General features: G+C 70.6%; 23 protein-coding genes. 14 read left to right on the top strand and 9 right to left on the bottom strand.

The features are described 5' to 3' along the window. Positions 1–65: 65 nt before the first annotated feature. Positions 66–1,673, top strand: coding sequence for a ribosomal protection-like ABC-F family protein (gene abc-f, locus ACIO9J_RS40020; RefSeq protein ID WP_402010358.1), 1,608 nt, complete (start codon positions 66–68; stop codon positions 1,671–1,673). 3 nt (positions 1,674–1,676) lie between these two features. Here abc-f and ACIO9J_RS40015 read toward each other — a convergent pair whose 3' ends face one another. Together ACIO9J_RS40015 and ACIO9J_RS40010 are read right to left on the bottom strand one after the other, a co-directional pair. Next, positions 1,677–2,918 (bottom strand): DUF2993 domain-containing protein, encoded by a 1,242-nt coding sequence (locus ACIO9J_RS40015; protein ID WP_402010224.1) that lies wholly within the window; start codon positions 2,916–2,918, stop codon positions 1,677–1,679. A 91-nt stretch (positions 2,919–3,009) separates the two neighbouring features. Beyond that, the gene (locus tag ACIO9J_RS40010) at positions 3,010–4,848 is read right to left on the bottom strand and encodes a bifunctional metallophosphatase/5'-nucleotidase (protein WP_402010222.1); all 1,839 of its coding nucleotides are present in this window, start codon (positions 4,846–4,848) and stop codon (positions 3,010–3,012) included. A 346-nt stretch (positions 4,849–5,194) separates the two neighbouring features. Between ACIO9J_RS40010 and mshD the strand changes: the two genes are divergently transcribed. Beyond that, positions 5,195–6,139, top strand: a complete 945-nt coding sequence (gene mshD, locus ACIO9J_RS40005) for a mycothiol synthase (RefSeq protein ID WP_402010220.1) — start codon at positions 5,195–5,197, stop codon at positions 6,137–6,139. Positions 6,140–6,215: 76 nt separating this feature from the next. Here the strand turns inward: mshD and ACIO9J_RS40000 are convergent, their stop codons facing one another. Beyond that, positions 6,216–6,554 carry a hypothetical protein gene (locus tag ACIO9J_RS40000; RefSeq protein ID WP_402010219.1) on the bottom strand — a complete coding sequence of 113 codons (339 nt, stop codon included), beginning with the start codon at positions 6,552–6,554 and terminating at the stop codon, positions 6,216–6,218. A 539-nt stretch (positions 6,555–7,093) separates the two neighbouring features. On the opposite strand from ACIO9J_RS40000, the gene ACIO9J_RS39995 reads away from it, so the two are divergent. From ACIO9J_RS39995 to pstB, 7 genes are all read left to right on the top strand, one after another. After that, positions 7,094–9,466, top strand: coding sequence for an RNA degradosome polyphosphate kinase (locus ACIO9J_RS39995; protein ID WP_402010217.1), 2,373 nt, complete (start codon positions 7,094–7,096; stop codon positions 9,464–9,466). Continuing rightward, positions 9,447–10,532: a CHAD domain-containing protein gene (locus tag ACIO9J_RS39990; protein ID WP_402010215.1), complete on the top strand. Its 1,086-nt coding sequence runs from the start codon at positions 9,447–9,449 to the stop codon at positions 10,530–10,532. Before ACIO9J_RS39995 ends, ACIO9J_RS39990 begins: the two co-directional genes overlap by 20 nt. Then, positions 10,529–10,948 (top strand): NUDIX hydrolase, encoded by a 420-nt coding sequence (locus tag ACIO9J_RS39985; protein ID WP_402010213.1) that lies wholly within the window; start codon positions 10,529–10,531, stop codon positions 10,946–10,948. Before ACIO9J_RS39990 ends, ACIO9J_RS39985 begins: the two co-directional genes overlap by 4 nt. A 221-nt stretch (positions 10,949–11,169) precedes the next feature. Next, entirely contained in the window at positions 11,170–12,297 is a 1,128-nt protein-coding gene (gene pstS, locus ACIO9J_RS39980) for a phosphate ABC transporter substrate-binding protein PstS (protein ID WP_402010211.1), read from the top strand. Positions 12,298–12,414: 117 nt separating this feature from the next. Further along, positions 12,415–13,437 (top strand): phosphate ABC transporter permease subunit PstC, encoded by a 1,023-nt coding sequence (gene pstC, locus ACIO9J_RS39975; protein ID WP_402010210.1) that lies wholly within the window; start codon positions 12,415–12,417, stop codon positions 13,435–13,437. Next, entirely contained in the window at positions 13,434–14,510 is a 1,077-nt protein-coding gene (gene pstA, locus ACIO9J_RS39970) for a phosphate ABC transporter permease PstA (protein WP_402010208.1), read from the top strand. Before pstC ends, pstA begins: the two co-directional genes overlap by 4 nt. A gap of 51 nt (positions 14,511–14,561) precedes the next feature. Continuing rightward, entirely contained in the window at positions 14,562–15,338 is a 777-nt protein-coding gene (gene pstB / locus ACIO9J_RS39965) for a phosphate ABC transporter ATP-binding protein PstB (RefSeq protein WP_402010206.1), read from the top strand. 108 nt (positions 15,339–15,446) lie between these two features. Here pstB and ACIO9J_RS39960 read toward each other — a convergent pair whose 3' ends face one another. Together ACIO9J_RS39960 and ACIO9J_RS39955 are read right to left on the bottom strand one after the other, a co-directional pair. Beyond that, positions 15,447–16,445, bottom strand: a complete 999-nt coding sequence (locus ACIO9J_RS39960) for an anion permease (protein ID WP_402010204.1) — start codon at positions 16,443–16,445, stop codon at positions 15,447–15,449. 9 nt (positions 16,446–16,454) lie between these two features. After that, on the bottom strand, positions 16,455–17,075 hold the full coding sequence (locus tag ACIO9J_RS39955; protein WP_055567145.1) for a DUF47 domain-containing protein: 621 nt from the start codon (positions 17,073–17,075) through the stop codon (positions 16,455–16,457). A gap of 194 nt (positions 17,076–17,269) precedes the next feature. On the opposite strand from ACIO9J_RS39955, the gene ACIO9J_RS39950 reads away from it, so the two are divergent. After that, complete coding sequence (locus tag ACIO9J_RS39950; RefSeq protein WP_402010202.1) at positions 17,270–17,629, top strand: metal-sensitive transcriptional regulator; 360 nt, start codon at positions 17,270–17,272, stop codon at positions 17,627–17,629. Positions 17,630–17,680: 51 nt separating this feature from the next. Here ACIO9J_RS39950 and ACIO9J_RS39945 read toward each other — a convergent pair whose 3' ends face one another. Both ACIO9J_RS39945 and ACIO9J_RS39940 read right to left on the bottom strand, forming a co-directional pair. Continuing rightward, positions 17,681–17,875 carry a hypothetical protein gene (locus tag ACIO9J_RS39945; RefSeq protein WP_402010200.1) on the bottom strand — a complete coding sequence of 65 codons (195 nt, stop codon included), beginning with the start codon at positions 17,873–17,875 and terminating at the stop codon, positions 17,681–17,683. 167 nt (positions 17,876–18,042) lie between these two features. Then, on the bottom strand, positions 18,043–18,861 hold the full coding sequence (locus ACIO9J_RS39940) for a hypothetical protein (protein WP_402010199.1): 819 nt from the start codon (positions 18,859–18,861) through the stop codon (positions 18,043–18,045). Positions 18,862–18,979: 118 nt separating this feature from the next. On the opposite strand from ACIO9J_RS39940, the gene ACIO9J_RS39935 reads away from it, so the two are divergent. After that, the gene (locus tag ACIO9J_RS39935; protein ID WP_402010198.1) at positions 18,980–19,135 is read left to right on the top strand and encodes a hypothetical protein; all 156 of its coding nucleotides are present in this window, start codon (positions 18,980–18,982) and stop codon (positions 19,133–19,135) included. A 94-nt stretch (positions 19,136–19,229) separates the two neighbouring features. Then, positions 19,230–20,804 (top strand): FAD-binding oxidoreductase, encoded by a 1,575-nt coding sequence (locus ACIO9J_RS39930; RefSeq protein WP_402010197.1) that lies wholly within the window; start codon positions 19,230–19,232, stop codon positions 20,802–20,804. Positions 20,805–20,992: 188 nt separating this feature from the next. Here the strand turns inward: ACIO9J_RS39930 and ACIO9J_RS39925 are convergent, their stop codons facing one another. Then, positions 20,993–21,703 (bottom strand): phosphatase PAP2 family protein, encoded by a 711-nt coding sequence (locus tag ACIO9J_RS39925; RefSeq protein ID WP_402010195.1) that lies wholly within the window; start codon positions 21,701–21,703, stop codon positions 20,993–20,995. A gap of 248 nt (positions 21,704–21,951) precedes the next feature. Beyond that, positions 21,952–22,968 carry an NlpC/P60 family protein gene (locus ACIO9J_RS39920; protein ID WP_402010194.1) on the bottom strand — a complete coding sequence of 339 codons (1,017 nt, stop codon included), beginning with the start codon at positions 22,966–22,968 and terminating at the stop codon, positions 21,952–21,954. Positions 22,969–23,193: 225 nt separating this feature from the next. On the opposite strand from ACIO9J_RS39920, the gene ACIO9J_RS39915 reads away from it, so the two are divergent. Beyond that, positions 23,194–23,859, top strand: coding sequence for an RNA polymerase sigma factor (locus tag ACIO9J_RS39915; protein WP_402010192.1), 666 nt, complete (start codon positions 23,194–23,196; stop codon positions 23,857–23,859). Further along, entirely contained in the window at positions 23,856–24,941 is a 1,086-nt protein-coding gene (locus tag ACIO9J_RS39910; protein ID WP_402010191.1) for a CU044_5270 family protein, read from the top strand. The genes ACIO9J_RS39915 and ACIO9J_RS39910 overlap by 4 nt, the downstream gene beginning before the upstream one ends. Positions 24,942–25,299: the final 358 nt, after the last annotated feature.

The raw sequence follows: 25,299 nt of genomic DNA, 5'->3' as shown, positions 1-25,299 counted from the left end.
GAGACGGAACGTCTCGCGGGACCATCTGTCCCCTACGGAAGCGACCCCACTTGTTCCCAGTCGCCATCGGCCACCACACCCACACCTCCCAGCTCGCCCTCACCGACATCACCAAGCGCTACGAGGACCGCGTGATCCTCGACCGCGTCTCCTTCACCGTCCGCCCCGGCGAGCGCGCGGGCGTCATCGGGGACAACGGATCCGGCAAGTCCACCCTGCTGCGGCTCATCGCCGGGCAGGAGCAGCCGGACAACGGGACGCTCACCGTCACCGCCCCCGGCGGCACCGGACACCTCGCGCAGACCCTCGGCCTGCCGGACACCGCGACGGTCGGCGACGCGATCGACGCGGCCCTCGCCGAACCGCGCTCCCTGGAGCGGCGGATCAGGGTCGCCGAAGCGTCCCTGGCGGACGCCGACCAGGCCGGCTACGACCACTACGCGCGCCTCGTCGCCGAGTTCGACGCGCGCGGCGGGCACGACGCCGACCGGCGCGTCGAGGTCACCCTGCACCACCTCGGCGAACGCGCGGCCCTCGACCGCGCACGGCCGCTCGGCACGCTCTCCGGCGGGCAGCGCTCCCGGCTCGCGCTGGCCGGGACCCTCGCGTCCGCCCCCGAACTGCTGCTCCTGGACGAGCCGACCAACGACCTCGACGACGAGGCCGTGCGCTGGCTGGAGGACCGGCTGCGCGCCCACCGCGGCACGCTCGTCGCGGTTACCCACGACCGGGCGTTCCTCGACCGCGTCACGACGACGATCCTGGAGGTGGACGGCGAGACCAGGACCGTGCGGCGCTACGGCGACGGCTACGCGGGCTTCCTGACCGCCAAGGCCGCCGAACGGGCCCGCCACGAGCGGGAGTACGAGGAGTGGCGCACCGAGGTGGCCCGGCACTCCGCGCTCGCCGACTCCAACATCGGGCTGCTCTCCGCGATCCCCCGCAAGGCACCGGCCGCGTTCAGCGGGGCGGGAGCCTTCCGCGCACGCTCACGGGCGCACGGCGCGATGGGCCGCATCCGCAACGCCCGCGAACGACTGCACCGCCTCACCGAGAACCCCGTGCCGCCGCCCCCGCGCCCCCTGCGCTTCACCGCGCACGTCGACGGCGGGGCGGCGGGCGACGTGACGCTCACCGGCGTACGCGTACCGGGAAGGCTCGACATCGAGGGGACGCTGACGATCGGCGCCGGGCAGCGGCTCCTGGTCACCGGGCCCAACGGCGCGGGCAAGACGACGCTGCTGCGGGTGCTCGCAGGGGACCTCGCACCGGAGTCCGGCCAGGTCGCGGGGCCGGCCCGGGTCGGCTTCCTGCGCCAGGACAACGGGCCGTCGCGCGACGGGCGTTCGGTGCTCGACGCCTTCGGCGGGGAGGAACGGCGCGACGAGCTGCTCGCGCTCGGGCTCTTCCGCGCCGGGGACCTCGCGCTGCCCGTGCGGGCGCTCTCGGTGGGCCAGCGCCGCCGCCTGGAACTGGCCGCGCTCGTCACGCGCCCGCTGGACCTGCTCCTCCTCGACGAGCCGACCAACCACCTCTCGCCCGCCCTCGTGGAGGACCTGGAGGCGGCCCTCGCGCACTACGCGGGAACGCTGGTCGTCGTCAGCCACGACCGGCGGCTGCGCGCGGGCTTCCACGGCGAACGCCTCGCACTGCGCGAGGGCCGTCGGGTGTAGCGCCTAGCGTCCGACCCCGATGCCGGACCCTGCGATCCGTACCCGGATGCCCTCCTTCTCCACGCTCACGTCCTGGAGTGCCATCGTTCCCTCGCCCGGCAGCTTCGGCAGCTGGAAGGCGAGGGTGAGGCGGTCGGCGAGGACGGGGCGGGTGAGCTTGGCGAGGCCGTCGAGGAGGGCGGGGTCCAGGCCGAGCTTCTTGAGCAGCCAGGGGTGGCCCATGGCGACGTCGATGAGGTTGAGCCCCATCACGTCGTTCACGAACTTCGGCGCGCCGGTCAGCTCGTTCAGCTTGGTGTCGCTCTTCAGCGCCTCGCGCACCACCGCGTCGGGGACGCCGAGCCGCTGGACGATCGCGGGCACCGAGAGGAGCGCCTTCGCCTTGGACGTCTCCTCGCTCACGCGGCCGGCGGACTTCCGCGACAGGTGCAGGCCCTCCTTCTCGCGGGTGCCGGGACGGTACGTCGCGAGGTCGCCGAGCTGGAGGCTCATGCCGCCGATGTCGGTGGAGATGCCGCGGTCGCCGTTGCGCTGGATGCGGGCGTCGGCGCGCACCTTCAGATCGTGCCCGGCGACGGGCAGCGTGCCGCGCGCCAGGACCTGGTCGCGGCCCTTTCCGGTGAACGTGACCTGGGAGGCGCCCAGTTCGCGGTTGAGGTCCTCGAAGGAGAGCAGCACCTCGCCGTTCATCTCGCCGATGTGGGCGCCCTTGAACGAGGTGGGGCCGTCCCCGTCGATCCGCACGTCGGTGGCGGTCGCGGAGACCTTGGCGAGCGAGACCCGGTCGGCGGCGACGTCGGGGACGGTCACCTTCACCTTGTCGACGCGCTTGTCGAAGACCTGGGTGAGGAAGGGGAACCCCTCGATGTCCACCTCGGGCGCCGCGCTCAGCTTCATCTGGTCCTTGAGCTTCTCCGCCGCCTCGTGCTCGGCGTACAGCAGGGCCCAGCGGTCGCCGAGGGCGAGGAACGCGGTGGCGACGAGGACGGCGACGACGGCCTTCGCGGCGAGCGGCAGGCCCGCGAAGCGTGTGCGGCGGCGGCTGCCGCGGCGGTGGTTGGGCGGCGTCCAGGGGACGTCCGCGCCGTCGCCCGGGTCCTTCTCCTCGTGGAGGAACTCGTCCAGCGGGTTCGGCGCGAGGGCCGCGAGCTCGTCGTACGGATTGCTGTAGTGGGACTGGTCGGCGCGGTCGTCGTCAATAGACGCATCCGGAGGATGCGTGGCTATGCGGTGGGGGGAACGCATCGAGCGATCTCACCATACGTTCACACCCCACCCCAAGCTCTACTCCCGGTAACCGCCGGTTTCGGCCGGTACCTGCCGGAGGTGAGATTGCCTACTTCAGGATCGTGATCCGGTCGGCCTTCGGGGGCGCGATCGGCTTGTCCGCCGAGGAGTTGGCGGTCAGATAGTCGTTGAGCGCCTTCAGGTCGTCCGCCCCGACCAGCGGCTTCGTGCCCTTGCCGAGCTCGGCGAAGCCGTCGCCGCCGCCCGCGAGGAAGGAGTTCATCGCGACGCGGTAGGTGGCCGCCGGGTCGATCGCCTTGCCGTTCAGCCTGACCGAGTCCGCGACGACGCGGTCGGCGCCGGTCCTGGTCATGTCCAGCGTGTAGGTGAGCCCGTCGGAGATCTGCAGGATCTTCGGCGACGCCTCGTTCGGCCCGCTCACCTGCTGCTTGAGGCCGGTGACGAGCTGCGCCCCGGTCAGGTCGACCAGATTGACGGTGTTGCTGAACGGCTGGACGGTGAACGCCTCACCGTAGGTGACCACCCCGTCGCCCTCGCCGCCGCTCGCCTTGTGGACGAGGTCGGAGCGGATGCCGCCCGGGTTCATCAGCGCCAGATCGGCTTCCGGGTCGAGCGACTTGGCGTGCGCGAGCTGCGCGTCGGCGATCAGGTCGCCGAGCGGGGACTCGGGGGTGCCGGCGCCGCGGCCCGGGATGTCCGCGGAGATGTACCCGACGGCCTTGTCGGCGACCGGCGCGGCCAGCTTGTCCCAGCGCTCGATGAGCGAGGTCATGTCGGGCGCCTTGGCCTGCGCACGGCTGACGACGTGGTTCGCGGACTGCACGCTGGTGCGCACGATGTCCTTGGTCCTGCGGTCGTACGTCAGCGTGGTGTCCGTGTAGAGCTTCCCGTAGGAGGACGCCGACGTGACCATGCGCGGGTTGCCCGCGGGGTCCGGGATCGTGCACACGTACGCGTTGTGGGTGTGCCCGGTGACGAGCGCGTCGACCTTGGGCGAGATGCCCTTGGCGATGGTGGTGATCGGTCCCGAGATGCCGTCGCCCGCGCCCGGGGAGTCGCAGTCGTAGTTGTACGTCTGGCTCTTGGGCACGCCGCCCTCGTGGATGAGCGTGACGATGGACTTCACGCCCTGCTTGTCGAGGACCTTCGCGTACTTGTTGACCGTCTCGATCTCGTCGTGGAACTTGAGCCCTTTGACGCCGTCGGCGGAGACGATGTCGGGGGTGCCCTCCAGCGTCACGCCGATGAAGCCGATCTTCACGCCCTTGTGCTTCCACACCCAGTAGGGCTTGAGGATGGGCTTGCCGGTCTTCTCGTCGGTGACGTTGGCGGCGAGGTAGGGGTAGTCGGCGCCCTTGAACTTCTTGCCCTTGCCGTGCTTGTCCTTCTCGAAGCAGCCGTCCTTGGGGTGGCAGCCGCCGTTCTGCATCCGGGCCAGCTCCTTGGCCCCCTCGTCGAACTCGTGGTTGCCGACGCTGGTGACGTCCAGGCCGAGCTTGTTCATCGCCTCGACGGTGGGCTCGTCGTGGAAGAGCCCGGAGAGCAGCGGGCTCGCGCCGATGAGGTCGCCCGCGGCGGCGGTGACGCTGTACGGGTTGCCCTCGCGGGCGGTGCGCAGCGAGGTGGCGAGGTACTCGGCGCCGCCCGCGTCGATCTTCTTCTCGGTCCCGTCGGGCTGCCTCTCCGTCACCTGGCCGGAGGATCCGGCGGGCGGCTGGAGGTTCCCGTGGAAGTCGTTGAACGACAGCAACTGCACGTCGACCGTGCGCTTCTTGCCGCCCTTGCCGCCCGCGGGGTCCGCGTGGTCCGCCCCCGCGCTGGCGGGAAGCGCGGCGGCCAGCGCGCCGACGGTGGCGAGCGAGGCGGCCGCGGCGAGCACGCGATAGGCACGGCGTCTGGGCCGACGTGGCTGGGCAGTGGCTGACACGTGTCCCCCTGGGGGTCGAATAGGTCGAGTAAGACGGCGGTGACGCCGTCCGCAGCCTAGGTTCAACGCGCGTAGCACAACAGAGGGTTGCCGGTTACATCCTGGTTGCCATCGCTGAAACCGGGCCGATGCCGGGCGGGCACGCGCGCTGTCGGACGCCGGGCGGGTACGCGCGCTCGTCCGGTGCGTGGGGACGATGGTGAGCCCGCCGGGCGACGATTTCGAGCCCGTCCGGCGCTTGAGGACGAGCGCGGAGCGCGATGTACCCCCCGGACGACATGACGCAGCCAACCGCGGGCACGACCATTCCGCCCGGCCCCGGCCGGACACCGCTTACCCTCGATCCATGACTGACGACCACCCCGCCGAGGCCGCGCCCCTCCGGAAGATCGACACCCTCGCCGCCCTCAGCCCTGCGCAGGCCGAGGCCGTGCTCGGGCTGCTCGCGGAGGCCGCCCGCTCGGACGGCCAGCAGGCGGTGTCGGAGCAGGGCAGGCTGCAGCTGCGGGGCGGGGAGCGCGCGGGCGTGCGGCACCTGCTCCTGAGCGTCGGCGACGACCTCGTCGGCTACGCGCAGCTGGAGGACACCGACCCCGTGGAGGCCCCCGCCGCCGAGCTGGTCGTGCACCCCGCGCACCGCGGCCGCGGCCACGGCAGGGCGCTCGGCTCGGCGCTGCTCGGCGAGTCGGGCCGGCGCCTGCGCGTGTGGGCGCACGGCGGGCACTCCGCCGCCCGGCACCTCGCGCAGGTGCTCGGTCTCGCGCTCTTCCGCGAACTGCGCCAGATGCGCCGCCCGTTGACCGGTCTCGACCTGCCGGACCCGGTCCTGCCCGAGGGCGTCTCCGTACGCGCCTTCGTGCCCGGCCAGGACGACGCGGCCTGGCTCGCGGTGAACGCGGAGGCCTTCGCCCACCACCCCGAGCAGGGTTCCCTGACCCAGCGCGACCTGGACGACCGCAAGGCGGAGCCGTGGTTCGACCCGGCGGGCTTCTTCCTCGCCGAGCGCGCGGGCGAGGACGGGGGCCCGGGTGAGCTGGTCGGCTTCCACTGGACGAAGGTGCACGCGGCCGAGGGCCTCGGCGAGGTGTACGTGGTGGGCGTGCGCCCCGGCGTCCAGGGCGGCGGCCTCGGCAAGGCCCTGACCACGACCGGCCTGCGCCACCTCGCCGGGCAGGGCCTGCCGACCGCGATGCTCTACGTGGACGCGGACAACAAGGCGGCGGTGAGCGTCTACGAGCGGCTCGGTTTCGTCACGCACGAGACGGACCTGATGTACCGCACGGAGTCCTGAACCACCCGCCCCCCGCCGCACACGAAGGGCGCGGTGTTCCCCCGGGAACACCGCGCCCTTCGGCCTTCCGGCGCCGCTACTTGCCCGCGACCTCCGTCAGACACATCGAGAACTGCACCCGGCCACGCCGCGTCTGCTCGTACCGGGACTGCCCCGGCTCGCACTCGGTCTCGTGCTTGCTCTCGACCTTGTACTCGGCCTTGGCGTCACCGCAGTCGATGATCTCCATGTCGGGACTGCCCTCCGACCCCTTGTCCTGCACGCAGTCGCCGATCTCGGCGACGGCGGGCTGCTTGGCGCTCTCGCTGTCGGGACCGGTGGTGTTGCCCTTGCTCGTATACATCCAGACCCCCGCGACGACGGCCGCGATGAGCAGGGCCGCCACCTTGATGAGGGGCGATGGGCGCTGGGACATGGTGAAACCCCCGTGATTCCGTACGTGTTCACGTCAAATGCTGAGCGGCAGACGTTACAAGATCGGCACCCCCTCCCCCGAACCGGTCCGGAGTCCCGGGCCCCTCTCCTCAAAACCCCCCTCACAACTCCCCCTTGACGTCACACCCCGCCTCCTCCAGCTCGCCCAGCAGACCGAACAGGCTCTCCGCCGGGGCCTGTTGGAGCCGGGGGCAAGCCGCTCCACCCGCACCTGACCATCGCGGACACCCTGCGGCTCGGCGCCGAACTCAACCCGGGGCGCTGGGACATGGCCACCGCCGAGCGCGTCGTGGACGGCGGCGGCCTCGCCCCAGCGACCGCCGCAACGTACGCCGCGTTCAGACTCCTGCGCCGCCGCGCGGCCTGAACCGTACGATCGGCCAGAACCGTACGATCGGCTTGAACCGTATGCTCGGCCGGCGGCCCCCCGCCGCGTAGACGCCCGGGGGTCGTCGGTCGATGTCCCGCACGTCATGTCGCCGTAACCGGTGATTCAGACAGTCTTGCGACGCTCACTCAATGCAGCCCGCCGTGCCCGACCCTTCCCCGGAAACCGGGAAGCCAGCCCCAGTGAACGGGAAGCTCCGCCTCACTCCCGCGCTCTCCGACGCGCCCATCGGCGTGCCCGCGCGGAAGAATGGGTCCATGAGCCAGCCGCACACGCAAGGTCAGGTCCAGCACGCCCAGCCCTCCGTCGGCTCGATCGCCGCGCACAGGCCCCACACCATCGCCGCCACGGTCTCCGACCTGGACCCTGACATCGATGCCGACCTCGACGCGTACGACGAGGACGCCCAGATAGGGCACGACGGCGCGGAACTGCCCCAGGGGCGGTTCCTCGACCGGGAGCGCAGCTGGCTCGCCTTCAACGAGCGCGTCCTGGAGCTGGCCGAGGACCCCCACACCCCCCTCCTCGAACGGGCTAATTTCCTGGCGATCTTCGCCTCGAACCTGGACGAGTTCTTCATGGTCCGCGTGGCCGGTCTCAAGCGGCGCATCGCGACCGGCGTCGCCACCCGCTCCGCCTCGGGCCTCCAGCCCCGCGAGGTCCTTGAACTCATCTGGAACCGCTCCCGCGAGCTCATGGCCCGGCACGCCGCCTGCTACCAGGACGACGTCGCCCCCGGCCTCGCCGACGAGGGCATCCACCTGGTCCGGTGGAACGAGCTGACCGAGAAGGAGCAGTCCCGGCTCTTCACGCTCTTCCGGCAGCAGATCTTCCCCGTCCTGACCCCGCTGGCCGTCGACCCCGCGCACCCCTTCCCGTACATCTCGGGGCTCTCCCTGAACCTCGCCGTGGTCGTGCGCAACCCGGTCTCCGGGCACCAGCACTTCGCACGCGTGAAGGTCCCGCCGCTGCTCTCCCGCTTCCTGGAGGCCTCCCCGCAGCGCTACGTCCCGATAGAGGACGTCATCGCCGCACCCGCGCACCTCCAGGAGCTCTTCCCGGGCATGGAGATCCTGGAGCACCACATGTTCCGGCTCACCAGGAACGAGGACCTGGAGGTCGAGGAGGACGACGCGGAGAACCTGCTCCAGGCCCTGGAGAAGGAGCTCATGCGGCGCCGCTTCGGCCCGCCCGTGCGCCTGGAGGTCGAGGAGTCCATCGACCCGAACATCCTCAGCCTGCTGGTGCGCGAGCTGAAGATCAGCGAGGCCGAGGTCTATCCGCTGCCGGGACCGCTCGACCTCACCGGCCTCTTCAGCATCGCCAAGCTGGACAGGCCCGAGCTGAAGTACCCGAAGTTCGTGGCGGGCACCCACCGCGACCTCGCCGAGGTCGAGTCGGCGTCCGCGCCCGACATCTTCGCCGCCCTTCGCGAACGCGACGTACTCCTGCACCACCCCTACGACTCGTTCTCCACCTCCGTGCAGGCGTTCCTCGAACAGGCCGCCGCCGACCCGGACGTGCTCGCCATCAAGCAGACGCTGTACCGCACGTCGGGCGACTCCCCGATAGTGGACGCGCTCATCGACGCCGCCGAGTCCGGCAAGCAGGTCCTCGTCCTGGTGGAGATCAAGGCCCGCTTCGACGAGCAGGCCAACATCAAGTGGGCCAGGAAGCTGGAGGAGTCCGGCTGTCACGTGGTCTACGGCCTGGTCGGCCTGAAGACCCACTGCAAGCTCTCCCTCGTCGTGCGCCAGGAGGGCGACTCCCTGGTCCGCTACTCGCACGTGGGCACCGGCAACTACCACCCCAAGACGGCCCGCCTCTACGAGGACCTGGGCCTGCTGACCTCCAACCAGGAGGTCGGCGCGGACCTCTCCGACCTGTTCAACCGCCTCTCCGGCTACTCCCGCAGGGAGACCTACCGCCGCCTCCTGGTGGCCCCCAAGTCGCTGCGCGACGGCCTGGTCTCGCGCATCAACAAGGAGATGCAGCACCACCGCGCGGGCCGCCCCGCCTACGTCCGCATCAAGGTCAACTCGATGGTCGACGAGGCCGTGATCGACGCGCTCTACCGCGCGTCCCAGGCGGGCGTCGAGGTGGACGTGTGGGTGCGCGGCATCTGCGCGGTACGGCCCGGCGTCGCGGGGCTCTCGGAGAACATCCGGGTCCGTTCCGTACTCGGCCGCTTCCTCGAACACTCCCGCGTCTTCGCCTTCGGCAACGGCGGCGAACCGGAGGTGTGGATCGGCAGCGCCGACATGATGCACCGCAATCTCGACCGCCGCATCGAGGCGCTGGTCCGGGTCCAGGACCCGGCGCACCGCGCGGCCCTCAGCCGGCTCCTGGAGACCGGCATGTCGGACACCACCGCCTCCTGGCACCTGGGCGCGGACGGCAACTGGACCCGCCACTCGGTGGACCCGGAAGGCCAGCCCCTGCGGAACGTACAGGAGATGCTCATAGACGCCCGGAGGCGCCGGCGTGGCACAGCAACACCATGAGATGACGGGTACGGGGCCGGGCCCCGGCGCGGAGGCGGGCGAGCTGCTCGCCGCCCACCTCAAGGCCCAGGCGACGGAGTTCCTCCGCTCGCTGCGGCTGCACCGCGAGTCCACCACGGACGCGCAGGGCGCCGAGGAGTCCCTGGAGGCGGCCCGCTCCCTGCGCGGCGCGGCCCGCCGCATCGGCGCCACCCTGCACACCTTCCGCCCCCTCCTGGACGCGGAGTGGGCGGCGGCCCTGCGCCCCGAACTGGCGTGGCTCTCCGGCACGTTGGCCCAGGAACACGCGTACGCGTCCCGCCTGGACCGGCTGCTGGAGTCGCTGCACCGCCTGTCGGGGCAGCCGACGGTGCCGCCGCCCGCCGTGGGCCGCCGCTCCGGCGGCAGGAACGGGTGGGCACAGACCGCACAGACCCCGTCGCCGAGCGCCGGGACCGAGGCGGGCACCCCGCGCGGCCTCACGGTCGGCGCGGCCAAGGCCGCCGCGCTCCTGGAGCGCCAGCTGACCCTGGCCAGGACGCGGGCCCACTCCACCGCGCTCCAGGCCTTCGGCTCCTCCCGCTTCCACGCGGTGGCGGACAACGTCGCCGTGCTGGCCAGCGAGGTCCCGCTCCGGGGCGCCTGCGAGGACCTCAAGCCGCTGGCCGCGCAGGCCGAGGCGGACCTCACCGAGGCCGTCGCCGCGCTGCCCCTCGGCCAGGCGGGCCACCCCTACAACGCGGGCGCCCTCGTCCACGGCCTCGCCTCCGACACCGCCCCGGACGCCCAGGACGCCCCCTGGCTCAAGGTCCGCTCCCTGCTGCGCCTGCACCGGTACGCCCAGGAGGTCCTCCTCGGGCACGCGGCCCAGGAACCCCGCGTCATGGACGCGAGCCACGCCCTGAACGTCCACCGCGAGGCCGCCGCGGCCGCCTCCGCCGCCGCGCAGGCGGCCCGCACCCCCCGCATCGCCCCGGCCACGGCGTACGCGCTCGGCGTGCTCCACGCCGACCAGCGCCACGAGGTCGAGGCGGCCCGGTTCGCGTTCCAGCAGGCCTGGCTGCACGAGGCGGTGAGTACCCGGTGACGCGCGAGCACGACCTCGTACGGGCGGCGGGCTGCGTCCTGTGGCGCCGCTCCCCGGTCGACGGCGGCCTGGAGATCTGCCTGGTCCACCGGCCCAAGTACGACGACTGGTCGCACCCCAAGGGCAAGCTGAAGCGCTCCGAGGAGCCGCTCGCCGGGGCCCTGCGCGAGGTCGAGGAGGAGACCGGCTTCCGGTGCGCCCCCGGCGCCACGCTGCCCACGGTCCGCTATCTCGCCCAGGGCCGCCCCAAGGAAGTCAGCTACTGGGCCGCCGAGGCGACCACGGGCCGCTTCGTCCCCAATCGCGAGGTCGACCGGGTCCTCTGGCTGCCCCCGGCAGCGGCCCGCAACCGCCTCACCCAGCTCCGCGACCGCCAGCTGGTGGACGCACTGCTCAGCACGCTTAACCCTGCGTAGCACCTTCGCTACATTCCGTAGCACATCACCTAACCAGGCCGACCGCCGAGGTTCACCCTCCGTTCACTCGTGCCCATCGGTCGCTTCACCTGCCCTGCCTAATTTCGGCCTTACAAGAGACCGAAGAGGTCTTAGCGAGACACACCGCCGCAAGGCATCGACGTATGACATCGCACGCCGCCAGCAAAGGGCCGGCGGCTCCCGGAAGGAAAACCCGAAAAGTGAAGCTTCAGCGCAAGAACCGGCTCCGCGCCCTCTCCCTCGGCGCCATCGCCGTCTCCGGCGCCCTGGCCCTCACGGCGTGCGGCTCCGACGACACGAGCGGCTCGGGTGGTGGCGGCAAGGAGACCAACGCCAACGCCAACATCAAGTGCGACGACGCCAAGGGCCAGCTCGCGGCCTCCGGCTCGTCCGCGCAGAAGAACGCCATCGACGCCTGGCGGAAGGTCTACACGACCAACTGCAAGGACGTTCAGCTGAACTACAACCCGACGGGTTCCGGCGCGGGCATCACGGCGTTCCTCCAGGGGCAGACGGCGTTCGCGGGTTCGGACTCGGCGCTGAAGCCCGAAGAGATCGAGAAGTCGAAGAAGCTCTGCAAGGACAGCCAGGCCATCGACCTGCCGATGGTCGGCGGCCCGATCGCCCTCGGTTACAACGTCCCCGGCGTGGACAACCTCGTCCTGGACGCCAAGACCCTGGCCGACATCTTCAACGACAAGATCAAGACCTGGGACGACAAGGCGATCGAGAAGCTCAACCCCGACGCCAAGCTCCCCAGCACCAAGATCCAGGCGTTCCACCGCTCGGACGAGTCCGGCACCACGGACAACTTCACCAAGTACCTCAAGGGCGCCGCCCCCGACGCCTGGCCGCACGAGCCCGGCAAGTCCTGGGTCGCCAAGGGCGGCCAGTCCGCCAACGGCTCGGCCGGTGTCGCGGGCCAGGTCAAGCAGACCGCCGGTGCCATCTCCTACTTCGAGCTCTCCTACGCGGGCGACGGCATCAAGACCGTCGACCTGAAGACGGACGCCAAGGACCCGGTGAAGGCCAACGTCGACAACGCCTCCAAGGCCATCTCCGAGGCCAAGGTCGTCGGCAAGGGCAAGGACCTCGCCCTGGAGCTGAACTACAAGCCCACCGCCGAGGGCGCCTACCCGATCACCCTGGTGACCTACGAGGTCGTCTGCGAGAAGGGCAACAAGGCCGACACGCTCGCCGCCACGAAGTCCTTCCTGACCTACATCGCCAGCGAGGACGGCCAGAACGTCCTCAAGGACAACGACTACGCGCCGATCCCCGAAGAGATCATCACCAAGGTCCGCTCCACCGTCGCGGGCCTGAGCTAGCTGAACCGAGTGCGGCCGGCCCCCGTATGCAGCAACGGGCCGGCCGCACCGTCCGGTGCACCGCCGCCACGGAGCGCCTGCCTCAGCGCACGGCGCCTCCGCAGACCGGAGAACCTCATGGACATACCAAGCAATACGACCTCCCCCCGCCCCGTGGACGACGCGAAGCGAACGGACTCCACGAGCAAGGCCGCCGCCCGCGGCGCCACCCGCCCCGGTGACCGGATCTTCCTCGGCCTCTCCCGCGGCTCCGGCATCGCGCTCCTGGTGATCATGGCCGCCATCGCCGTGTTCCTGGCGTACCGCACGGCGATCGCCCTGGCCGACAACACCGGCAACTTCTTCACCACCTTCGAGTGGGACCCGGCCGGCATCAGCACCGGCGGAAAGCCGTACTTCGGCATCGCGGTCCTGGTCTTCGGCACCGTGGTGAGCTCGCTGATCGCCCTCGCGATCGCGGTCCCCGTCGCCATCGGCATCGCGCTGTTCATCTCGCACTACGCGCCGCGCAAGCTCGCCGCCCCCATCGCCTTCGTGATCGACCTGCTGGCCGCCGTGCCCTCGATCGTGTACGGCCTGTGGGGCGCCATCGTGGTCGCCCCCAACCTCACCGGCCTCTACAGCTGGCTCGACGACTACTTCGGCTGGACCGGCGTCCTCTCCTACCAGGGCGGCGCCCCGCGCTCCCTGATGACCGTCGGCATCCTGCTCGCGATCATGATCCTGCCGATCATCACGAACGTGACCCGCGAGGTCTTCCTCCAGGTCCCGAAGATGCACGAGGAGGCCGCGCTCGCGCTCGGCGCCACGCGCTGGGAGACCATCCGCATGTCGGTGCTGCCCTTCGCCCGCTCCGGCATCATCTCCGCCTCGATGCTGGGCCTCGGCCGCGCGCTCGGCGAGACGATCGCCGTGGCCACCGTGCTCTCCCCGCTCTTCGTGATCAACGCCTCCGTGCTCGACTACGGCGGCGGCACCTTCGCGCAGAACATCGCCAGCAAGTTCAACGAGGCCAGCGAGTACGGCCGTGACGCGCTCATCGCCTCCGGTCTGGTGCTCTTCATCATCACGCTGCTGGTCAACGGCGCGGCGCGCCTGATCATCGCCCGCCGCAAGGAGTACTCGGGGGCCAACGCATGAGCACCACGACGACACCCACCCCGCCCGGCCCGCTCGCCAAGCGGCCCTCGACCCTCAAGGCCGCCACGCTGCCGCGCTGGACGCCCGTCGCCGTCGCGCTGGGCTCGGCCGCCGCGGCCGTCGCCATCGGCGCCGGTGCGGGCCTGGACAGCCGCGTCCAGTGGGGCCTGATAGCCGCGCTCCTCTACCTCGTCGCCTCGCACGTCATCGCGGTGACCGTCGAGGGCGCACGGCAGGCCAAGGACCGCCTCGCCACCTCGATGGTGTGGGTCATGTTCCTGCTGGCCGTCGTGCCGCTGGCCTCGCTGATCTTCGAGACCGTGCAGCGCGGCATCAAGGTCTTCGACATCTACTTCCTGACCCACTCGATGGGCGTCGTCGCCGACGACGAGCCCGGCGGCGGCATCTACCACGCGATCATCGGCACCGCCGAGCAGGTGCTCCTGGCCTCCGTGATCGCCGTGCCGATCGGCCTGCTCACCGCGATCTACCTCGTCGAGTACGGCCGGGGGAAGCTCTCCAAGGTCGTCACGTTCTTCGTCGACGTCATGACCGGCATCCCCTCGATCGTCGCGGGTCTGTTCGTCCTCAGCTTCTGGATCCTCATCCTGGGCTTCGACTCCTCCGGCTGGGCCGGCGCCATGGCGCTCGCGATCCTGATGATGCCGGTGGTCGTGCGCTCCACCGAGGAGATGCTCAAGCTCGTCCCGAACGAGCTGCGCGAGGCCTCGCTCGCCCTCGGCGTACCGAAGTGGCGGACCATCCTCAAGGTCGTCCTGCCCACCGCGATCGGCGGCATCACGACCGGCGTCATGCTCTCGGTCGCCCGCATCGCCGGCGAGACCGCCCCCGTCCTGCTGCTGGTCTGGGTGAACCCCCTGATCAACACGAACCCCTTCGAGGGCTCGCAGGCCTCCCTGCCGCTGTACATCTACCAGCAGTACGCGGCGGGCAACGACGCGGCGTACGACAGGGCCTGGGCGGCGGCACTCGCGCTCATCGGCTTCATCATGATCCTCAACCTGGCGGCGCGCGGCATCGCCCGCTGGAAGGCACCGAAGACGGGCCGCTGACAGCGGCCACAGCGACCCCTCTGAACTTCCTTTTCGAAAGCAGTGATCCCCATGGCCAAGCGAATCGACGTATCGGGCCTGACGGCCTACTACGGTTCCCACAAGGCGATCGACGACATCTCCATGACCGTCGAGCCGCGCTCCGTGACGGCCTTCATCGGCCCGTCCGGCTGCGGCAAGTCCACCTTCCTGCGCACCCTGAACCGCATGCACGAGGTCACCCCCGGCGGCCGCGTCGAGGGCAAGGTGCTCCTGGACGACGAGGACCTGTACGGCAACGGCGTGGACCCGGTGGCCGTGCGCCGCACGATCGGCATGGTCTTCCAGCGCCCCAACCCCTTCCCCACGATGTCGATCTTCGACAACGTGGCGGCGGGCCTCAAGCTCAACGGCTCCTACAAGAAGTCCGAGCTGAACGAGATCGTCGAGAAGTCCCTCAAGGGCGCCAACCTCTGGAACGAGGTCAAGGACCGCCTCAACAAGCCGGGCTCCGGCCTCTCCGGCGGTCAGCAGCAGCGTCTGTGCATCGCCCGCGCCATCGCGGTCGAGCCCCAGGTCCTGCTGATGGACGAGCCCTGCTCGGCCCTCGACCCGATCTCGACCCTCGCCATCGAGGACCTGATCGGCGAGCTCAAGGAGCGCTTCACGATCGTCATCGTGACGCACAACATGCAGCAGGCCGCCCGCGTCTCGGACCGCACGGCCTTCTTCAACCTCTCCGCGGTCGGCCAGCCCGGCAAGCTCATCGAGATCGACGACACCGAGCGGATCTTCTCCAACCCGTCGGTCCAGGCCACCGAGGACTACATCTCGGGCCGCTTCGGCTAGACCGACCCCCTGACTCCCCGCGGTGCTGCATGGCGGTGCCACCGCAGGGACACCAAGAAAGGCCCGCCCCTGGCTCCCGGGGGCGGGCCTTTCCGTACGAGCCGCCGGCTACAAGAACGCGAGATTGACGATCCAGAAGCTCACGGCGGCAACGATCGCGGCCGCGGGCATCGTGATGAACCAGCCGAGAATGATGTTCTTGGCGACCCCCCACCGCACCGCGTTCACGCGCTTGGTCGCACCCACACCCATGATCGCGGACGTGATGACGTGAGTCGTCGAGATCGGCGCGTGGAACATGAACGCCGTGGTGAACATGATGCCCGCGCCGGTCGTCTCGGCGGCGAAACCCTGCGGCGGGTCCAGCTCGATGATCTTGCGGCCGAGCGTCCGCATGATGCGCCAGCCACCCGCGTACGTACCGGCGGAGAGCATCAGCGCACAGGCGATCTTGACCCAGATCGGGATGGGCGCGTCGGCGCTCTGCACGTCGGAGATGACGAGCGCCATCACCACGATGCCCATCGTCTTCTGCGCGTCCTGGAGGCCGTGGCCGAGGGCCATGCCCGCCGCGGAGACCGTCTGCGCGATACGGAAGCCGCGCTTGGCCTTGTGCGGGTTGGACTTGCGGAACATCCACATGATCGCGCACATCACCAGGTAACCGGCGACGAGGCCGACCACCGGGGACAGGAACATCGGGATGACGATCTTGTCGACGACGCCGGACCAGATGACCCCGATGCCGCCCGCGAGCGCCGCTCCGACCATGCCGCCGAACAGCGCGTGCGACGAGGAGGAGGGCAGTCCGAAGTACCAGGTGATCAGGTTCCACACGATCGCGCCGATGAGCGCGGCGAAGAGGATCCACATCCCCTTGTCACCGTGCGGGGTCTCGATGATCCCCTCGCTCACGGTCTTGGCGACCCCGCTGCCCATGAAGGCACCCGCGAGGTTCATCACCGCGGCCATCGCGAGCGCCGCGCGGGGCGTCAGCGCACGTGTGGAGACGGATGTGGCGATGGCGTTCGCGGAGTCGTGAAAGCCGTTCGTGTACGTGAATCCGAGCGCGACGCCGATCGTCACGATCAAAGCAAAGGTGTCCATGGCTAGGCCTCAGGACTCCTTGACCGCGATGGTCTCCACGGTGTTCGCCACGTGCTCGAAGGCGTCAGCCGCCTCTTCGAGGACGTCCACGATCTGCTTGAGCTTCAGCACCTCGATGGCGTCGTACTTGCCGTTGAAGAGCTGGGCGAGCAGCTTGCGGTGGATCTGGTCGGCCTGGTTCTCCAGGCGGTTGACCTCGATCCAGTACTCGGTGAGGTTGGCCATCGTCCGCAGGTTGGGCATGGCCTCCGCCGTGAGTTCGGCGGCGCGCGCGAGCACCTCGATCTGCTGCTCGACGCCCTTGGGAAGTTCCTCGACCTGGTAGAGGACGACCAGGTCGACGGCCTCCTCCATGAAGTCCATGATGTCGTCGAGGGACGAGGCGAGGTTGTAGATGTCCTCGCGGTCGAACGGTGTGATGAAGGAGGAGTTCAGCTGGTGGAAGATCGCATGCGTCGCGTCGTCTCCCGCGTGTTCCGCGGCCCGCATACGCTCTGCGATCTCGGCCCGTGCGGAGGAGTCCGCTCCGAGCAGTTCCATCAGGAGCTTCGAGCCCGTGACGATGTTGTCCGCGGATGCGGCGAACATGTCGTAGAAGCTCGTCTCCCTGGGGGTCAGACGAAAGCGCACGTGGGGTCCTCGGGGTGCTTTGGATGCGGTCAGGCTGATGCTAGGCGCATCATCCGGCCACGGCTAACCGGCCGCCCCCCAGTGTCGCCCATCAGGCACAGTGATCAGCACACCCCCCGAGAAATCGGCTATCATATACCCACCAGGGGTATATGGATCTGCAGAAATCCACAAGAAACCAGGAGGAGGACGCGATGACCACCACCGAGCCGGCCGACGCGACCGTGCCGACCACGGAAGTGCCCGAGACGCCCTCCGACCACGATCGCGGAGTGCACGGGTACCACAAGCAGAAGGACGAACACCTCAAGCGCCTGCGCCGCATCGAAGGCCAGATCCGCGGCCTGCAGCGCATGGTGGAAGAGGACGTCTACTGCATCGACATACTTACCCAGGTCTCGGCGAGCACAAAGGCCCTCCAGTCCTTCGCCCTCCAGCTCCTGGAGGAGCACCTGCGCCACTGCGTCGCCGACGCGGCGGTCAAGGGCGGCGCGGAGATCGACGCGAAGGTCGAGGAGGCCACGAAGGCGATCGCCCGCATGATGCGGACGTAGCCGACGGGAGCCGGGCCCGGGGCACGCGGCGCCGGCCGGCCCCGGGAACGCTCAGGGACGCTCGTCCGCACCGCCCCCGGGCTCCCGCCCGTCGAAGACCCTCAGCACCTCGTCGATCCGGTCAGCGCTGAGCCGTTCCTCCCCCGCCGCGGACGCGGCGATGATGAGGTCACCGCACAGCTCGATCTCGGCGAGGGCGACGTGGTCCTGAACCGCCGTGCCGCCACGCATCGGAGCCACGTTCATCACCTCTTCCTGACTGACCCGTTCCGGCCCTTTCGGCCCGTTCAGGACCGTTCCGGCCGTTACCGACTTCCTAGAGTAGGGAGCGGTCTACACAACGCGCATGGCACGGACGGACCATTTCATCCAGCCGTACGCGACTAGGGCCCGACTACGCGGACCCCGCTCCGCTACCGCTCCGCGATCTTCCCGGCGAAGATGTCCCCGGCGGCCGGAAGCCGTACCTCCGCGGGCGCCCCGAAATCGTAGAGCAGCGTGGTCGACGCCACGTTGGCCTCGGCCATCCGGAACTGCTGGCGCAGCTTGCGCACCCGCCCGCGGTCGTCGAGGTAGACGTCGAAGTGCACGCCCTGCCTGCTGAACCCTTTCGCCGCCGCGGCGGCCAACGCACCGCGCTGACCTGCGGAAGCCGCCTTCGCCGCGCCCCCGATGTCGGCGACCCCCCGGTAGTGCCGCACCTCGGCGCCGCCGACCCGCTCCTCGCCCACGTACGCCACGTGCCGTGTCCCGCGCAGCAGTTCGGCGGCGGCGAGGGGATCGGTGGCACCCCCGGTGACGAGGTTCCCGTCGGAGAGGGACGCCGTCTCGATCCGCACCCACTTGTCGGCGGGCACCCCGGCCCCGCGGTTCTTCATGTAGAGCGCGCCCGGGGTCAGGAGTTCGGTGATGGGCCGGTGCTCGTCGTCCCCGGCCGGATCCTTCGGGAGTACGACCTGGAACCGGCCACGCTGTCCCTCGAAGTCGTACACGCCCTTGCCGCGGATGGTGACGCGCGTCCCGCCGCTGGCCATCTCCAGGGACGTACTCGCCTTGGAACTGCCCGCCCGCACCAGGGAGTCGGCGGCCCCGCGCACCACGTCCCCGGGGTCGCCCGCACGCTTCGCCTCGACGGCCGCGCCGCTTCCGGAACATCCCGTGGCGACGGCCATCAGCCCCACCGCCGCGACCGCGGCGACCGCTCCGCCCGTGCGTCTGTGCTGCTGCCCCATCGCTTGTCTACCCCCAAGCGTTCTGCGTCTGCCGACGGCCCGCGTCGTTCCGCATAACGATCCGTCCGTTGACCCGTCACGCGGACGGGCGTTAACCCGAGGTCGGTACGGTGACGCCGTGGCCGATCAGGAAGACCCCGCACCCCACCGCACGACGACGGTCGAGAAGGGCCGTTTCATCGCGGCCCACTGCACCTGCGGCTGGCGCGGCCCGGCGCGCAGAGCCCGCAGCAAGGCCCGCCTGGACGCGACGGAACACGAGGCGCACCCTTAGGAGCAGCCCCCTGTGGCCCGCCCCCGGAACGGGGTACGCGGAACCCGGAAGTCCCGCACACCGTCTCGTTCTCCGGGAAGCAACGGGAGGCGTCATGGAACGGCGTACGTTCATCGGTACAACGGCGGCCACACTGGCCGCGGCCACGGTCACGAGCTGCTCCGGCGGCACCACGGCGACCGGCACGGGGACCACCGCGTCCCGCAGCGGCGGCGGCAGCAGCACCCCGATCAGAACGTCCAGCGCGGCGGCCTCGTCGCCCGCGACGCTCAAGGCCCTGGCCAAGGACCTGGACGGCACGCTCGTACAGCCGGGCGAGACCAAGTGGGCGGCGGCCCGCCAGCTGTACAACACCCGCTTCGACGACCTGTTGCCCACCGCCGTCGCCTACGTCGCGCACCCGGACGACATCCGCACCGCCCTCTCGTACGCCCGCGCCCACCGCACCCCGGTCGCGATCCGCAACGGCGGCCACTCGTACGCGGGCTGGTCCTCCGGCACGGGCCGGCTGATCATCGACGTGTCGAAGCTGAGCAAGATACGCGCGAGCGGGAACAGCGCGACCGTCGGCGGCGGCGCCAAGCTCATCGACGTCTACCGCTCACTCGCCGCGAAGGGCGTGACGATCCCCGCGGGCTCCTGCCCGACCGTCGGCATATCCGGCCTCACCCTCGGCGGCGGCCACGGCGTGGTCTCCCGGGCGTACGGACTGACCTGCGACAGCCTCACCTCCGCGACCCTGATCACGGCCGACGGCAAGCAGCTCACCGCCTCCAAGTCCGAACACAAGGACCTCTTCTGGGCGCTGCGCGGCGCGGGCAACGGAAACTTCGGCGTCGTCACCGAACTGACCTTCCGCACGCACGCCGCGCCCCAGGGCGTCTCGGCGTACATGACCTGGCCCTGGTCCAAGGCGGCCGCCGTGGTCAAGGCGTGGCAAACGTGGGGCCCCGACCAGCCCGACGAGATCTGGTCCTCCCTGCACCTGGCGAACACCCCGGGCGGCACCCCGACCGTCTCCGTCGCCTGCTTCTCGCTCGGCACGTACGGCGAACTCCAGAACGCCGTCGACCGCCTCGCCGACAAGATCGGCTCCCCCGCGCGCAGCGTCTCCCTCAAGCGGCGTTCGTACGAGCAGGCCATGGAGGTCTACGCGGGCTGCTCCTCCTTCGCCTCGGACGCCCAGTGCCACCTGCCGGGCGCGACACCCGGCCGCAGCCCGCAGGGCGCCCTCAACCGCGAGACGTACGCGGCCGGTTCGGACTTCTTCGACCGCTCCCTCTCGGCGGCGGGCATCCGCACGCTCCTCTCCCAGATCGAGAACGTGACGGGCGCGAGCGCGGGCAGCATCGCGCTCACCGCGCTGGGCGGCGCCATCAACCGCGTCGACCCGACGGCGACGGCCTTCGTCCACCGCCGCTCACGGATGCTCGCGCAGTACATCGCCTCGTGGCGCGCGGGCACCTCGGGCAAGCCGGCCCAGGCGTGGCTGAAAAAGGCTCATGGGGCGATGGGGCGCCACGCGTCAGGAGCGGCGTACCAGAACTACACGGACCCCACGCTGACGAAGTGGCGCGAGGCGTACTACGGGGACGCGGCACCGCGCCTGACGAAGCTGAAGAAGCAGTACGACCCGAAGCGCTTCTTCGACTTCCCCCAGGCGCTGTAGGGGAAGCCGGTCCTGCGGGCACGGGCAATTCAGCCCCTGCGGCACCTGGCGGGCGGGTCACGGGCAATTCAGCCGCTCCGGTACCTGGCGGGCGGGGCACGGGAGTTCCAGCCCCTCCGGCGTTTGAGGAGCGGGGTCCGGGGCGGAGCCCCGTGGGACGACACCAGCCGATGCCCCCCCCGAGCCGCCTACGCCGCGAGGTCCCGCTCGTCCGGATCCTGCGCGGCCGCCGTCCGCGCGGACGCGCCCGGCAGCGCGGCCACCGGGTCGGCGGGGCGGGACCAGACCAGGCGGCCGATGCGCGCGGAGCGCCCGATCGCCTTGGCGAGCGGCGTGAGCAGCGCCATCGCGAGCGGCGAGAGCAGCAGCGCGACGGCCGTGCCGAGCGCGAAGCCGCCGACGACGTCCGTCGGATAGTGCACGCCCATGAAGACCCGGCAGAAGCCCTCGATCACGGCGAGGCCGATGCCGACGAGCCCGAACTTGCGGTGGGCGACGAACAGTCCCGCGCCCAGCGCCATCGCGAGCGTCGCGTGGTCGCTCACGAAGGAGAAGTCGGTCTTGCCGTCCACCAGCACCTCGATGCCGCGGTGGTCATCGGCGGGCCGTGGCCGTTCGACGAAGCCCCGGATCGGCATGTTGACCAGGACGGCGATGCCCGCGGCGAGCGGCGCCCAGACGACGGCGGCGACGGACGAGGCGGCGTCGTCGAGCGTGCCGCGCTTGCGCAGGCCCCACCAGCACCACACAACGAGGAGCACGAGGGCGAGCAACAGCCCGTACTCCCCGACGAATTCCACGGTGCGGGCGAGCCAGTGCGGGGAGTCCTTCGCCAGTCCGTTGATGTCGTAGAGCAGGCTGACGTCGGGGTTCGACCCGGATTCATCGAGTCCAGCCATGGCGCTGCGGCCCCTTGTCTCCTAGCCCGTGGGCACACCTTTCCGTGCGCCCTTTCCTCAACCCCCGTGGTCGGTCCAGTCAAGGGAACGCGCAGTCCCCTCCCCTACGTTCCACTCTCCACCGAAAGATCACTCAGACGTTATCGAAGAGAGATACATCGCCGCAGCTCAGGGGGAGTGATTTTACGCAGAGTTCAAGCCAGATCACGCCCTGCGTACGCCTCCGCACGCCCCCCGCGCCCTTCCGCTCAGACCTCTGAGGGCTTGGTCGGAAGGGCCTTCGCGCCGTCCTTCGTGACGCGGGTCGCGCCAAAATAATCCGGAGTGTCGATCGGGTCGAAACGGATCACCGCGCCGGTGCGCGGCGCGTCGATCATGTAGCCGCCGCCGACGTAGATCCCGACGTGCCTGATGGTCCGTGAGTTGGTGAGGTCGTCGGAGAAGAAGACCAGGTCGCCGGGGAGCAGCTCGTCCCGCTTGGGGTGCGGGCCCGCGTTGTACTGGTCGTTGGCGACGCGCGGCAGCGTGATGCCGACGGACCGGTAGGCGGCGAGGGTGAGCCCCGAGCAGTCGAAGCGGCCGCCCTGGTCGGCCGTGCCGTTCCCGCCCCACAGGTACGGCGTACCGAGCTTCTTCTGCGCGTAGTAGATGGCGCTGGCCGCCTGCTGCGAGGGCTGCACGCGTCCGACGGGCCGGGCGAAGCTCTCCGACAGGGTCGTGATCGTCTTCACGTAGTTCTGCGTCTCGCGGTACGGCGGGACGCCGCCGTACTTGATGACGGCGTACGCCCCGGCGTTGTACGCGGCGAGCATGTTCTTGGTCGGGTTGCCCGGGGCGTCCTTCACGTACCCGGCGAGCTTGCAGTCGTACGAGGCGGCCGAGGGAATGGCGTCCTTGGGGTCCCAGATGTCGCGGTCGCCGTCACCGTCGCCGTCCACACCGTGCGCGGCCCAGGTCCCCGGGATGAACTGCGCTATCCCCAGCGCCTTGGCGGGGCTCCTGGCGCGCGGGTTGAACCCGCTCTCCTGGTACAGCTGCGCGGCGAGCAGCGCGGGGTTGATGGCCTTGCAGAGGTTGCCCCACTTCTGCACGAGGGGCTGATAGGTGGCGGGCACCGCTCCCTTGGCGAGACCCACGGACCCGCCGCCCACGCCGTTGGCGAGGCTTCCCGCGGCCATGTACGTCCCGACGACGAGCAGCGCGATGAAACTGAGGGCACCGCCGATCCCGACGGACGCGACCAGCCACGCCTTACGCACCGTCAACCACCCCTCACCCACCGGGAGACCGCCGCCGCTCAGTGTAGAGGCCCCGTGCGAAAGTGGCGGGGATCATTCATGGAAGCCTGCGGGGAACTCACCGGGGGGACCGGGCCCGGACCCCTCGGGGAACTCACCGGGGGACCGCGCCCGAACCCCTCGGCGAACTCCGCGGGCACCGTGCCCGGAACTCCCGATGGAACCCCTCGCCCGCCGCGGACAACACCTCACGTGACGTACTCATTCTCCTTGCACACCCGGATCAGGGACGGGGACCCGGAGGCATTCCGCGAGCTGTTCCGCGACCACTCCCAGCTGGTCTACCGGCACGCGCTGCGCGTGAGCGGCGACTGGGCGACCGCCGAGGACGTGGTCTCGCTGACCTTCCTGGAGGCCTGGCGGCTGCGCGGCAAGCTGCGCGACGAGGGCGAGACCCCGCGCCCCTGGCTGATGGGCATCGCGGTCAACGTCCTGCGCAACACCTCCCGCGCCGCCCGCCGCTACCGCTCGGCGGTGGACCGCGTCCCCGCGGCGAGCCCCGTGCCCGACTTCGCCGACGAGCTGGTCGGCCGGATGGCGGACGCCGAGCAACTGGCCGCCGCGCAGGCCGCGCTGAAACGGCTGCGGCGCGGCGAGCGCGAGGTCTTCACCCTCTGCGTCTGGTCGGGCCTCGGCTACGCGGAGACGGCCGAGGCGCTGGGCGTGCCGGTCGGCACGGTGCGCTCCCGGCTGTCCCGCGCGCGGACGCGGCTGCGGAAGCTGGCGCAGGAGGAACTCGCGACGGCCCGCAATTCCTCCGAACCCACCGCGAAAAACCAGGAACTGCCCCACCACGCAGGACAAGTACAGGTTGACCGCACCGAGGCGGTCAGGTCGGACAAGGAGGAGAACGGATGACGCGCACTCCCTGGAGGCGTTCGGCGAGGCGTCCGGCGCGGCACGAGCCGCTGGACCACGCGGAGTTGGCCAGGCTGCTGCCGGCCCCCGCCGACCCGGCCCTCTCCGCCGACCGCCAACTCCTGCTCGAGAGGCACCTGATGAACCGGATCCAGCAGCGGACGGGCCCCACGTCCCCCGGCTTCCCCGCGCCGCCCGCGGGCCCGCCCCGCCGCCCCGTACGCCGCGCGCTCCTGATCGCCACCCCGGTCACCGCGGCGGCGCTCGCGGCGGTGGTGGCGCTGAACCTGACGGGCGGCGGCTCGCCGTCCGACGACGCCGCCGCCACGGGCCCGCGCGAGCCGGCGCCCGTCGTCGCCCTGGAGCCGGGCACCGCGAAGACGGTCTCCGCGGTCGCGACGAAGGCCTCGCACGCGGCGGCGGCACAGAAGTTCACGGCCCCGCGCCAGGACCAGTACGTCTACGTCAAGAGCAAGGTCTCGTACGTCTACGTCCACGAGAACGTCGACACGAACGTCACCAGGACGATGGTCCAGAAGCTGCACCCGCGCGAGGTGTGGATGTCGCCCAACGGCCTCAAGGGCTGGCTGCACGAGCCCGGCTTCCAGCCCCAGGACGGCATCACGCTCGACGGCGACGTCGAGGGCTGGTCGTACAACAAGGTCAGCAAGCTCCCCACGTCCCCCGACGCCCTCCTCGACCGCATCTACGCCGACACGAACTCCGACAGCTCCCGCGACCAGCAGGCCTTCGACACGATCAGCGACATGATCTCCGAGCAGCTGGCCCCGCCGAAGATCAGCGCGGCGCTGTACCGCGCGGGCGCCGAGATCCCCGGCGTGGTCGTCGTCGACCACGCCAAGGACGCGGCGGGCCGCGAGGGAATCGCCCTGGCCCGCACGGACGAACAGAGCGGCGAACGCCGTGAGTGGATCTTCGACAAGAAGACGTACGCGTACCTGGGCAGCCGGGGCGTCCAGATCAAGGAGGTCGACGGCATCAAGCCCGGCACGGTGGTGGAGCGGACGGCGATCCTGGGCCGCGCGATCGTGGACGCGAAGGGGGCGCGGGCTTCTGGGTGAGACGGGCTTGGGTTCCTGAGTGACGTTGGCTCGGGGCGGGCCGGGGAAACCGGGCCCGAACCCGGAATGGCGCGTCCGGTACGGCGGGCCGCCTTGTCCTCGACGGCATGAACTGAGCAACGGGGCAACGAGACAGGGCGGACGCCGCCGCCCCACCCCACTGGCCTCGGCCCCTGCCCCCGACCGAGCGCGCACCCCGCCCGGCCCGCGCCCGGATTTGCGCTCCGAGACGGTCGAGCAATCTCCGCCTCATGGCCCTACGCGACGAATACGAGCCAAGAGTGATCAGGGACGACACCAACTCACCTGGTATGCCCCCATATATACGCCCGCGCTCCGACCCTGCCGCTGGTGTGCC

Source organism: Streptomyces sp. NPDC087300 (assembly GCF_044744425.1).
In the GTDB taxonomy this organism is placed as follows: Bacteria; Actinomycetota; Actinomycetes; order Streptomycetales; family Streptomycetaceae; genus Streptomyces.
This window is presented reverse-complemented; position numbering and strand designations above follow the sequence as displayed.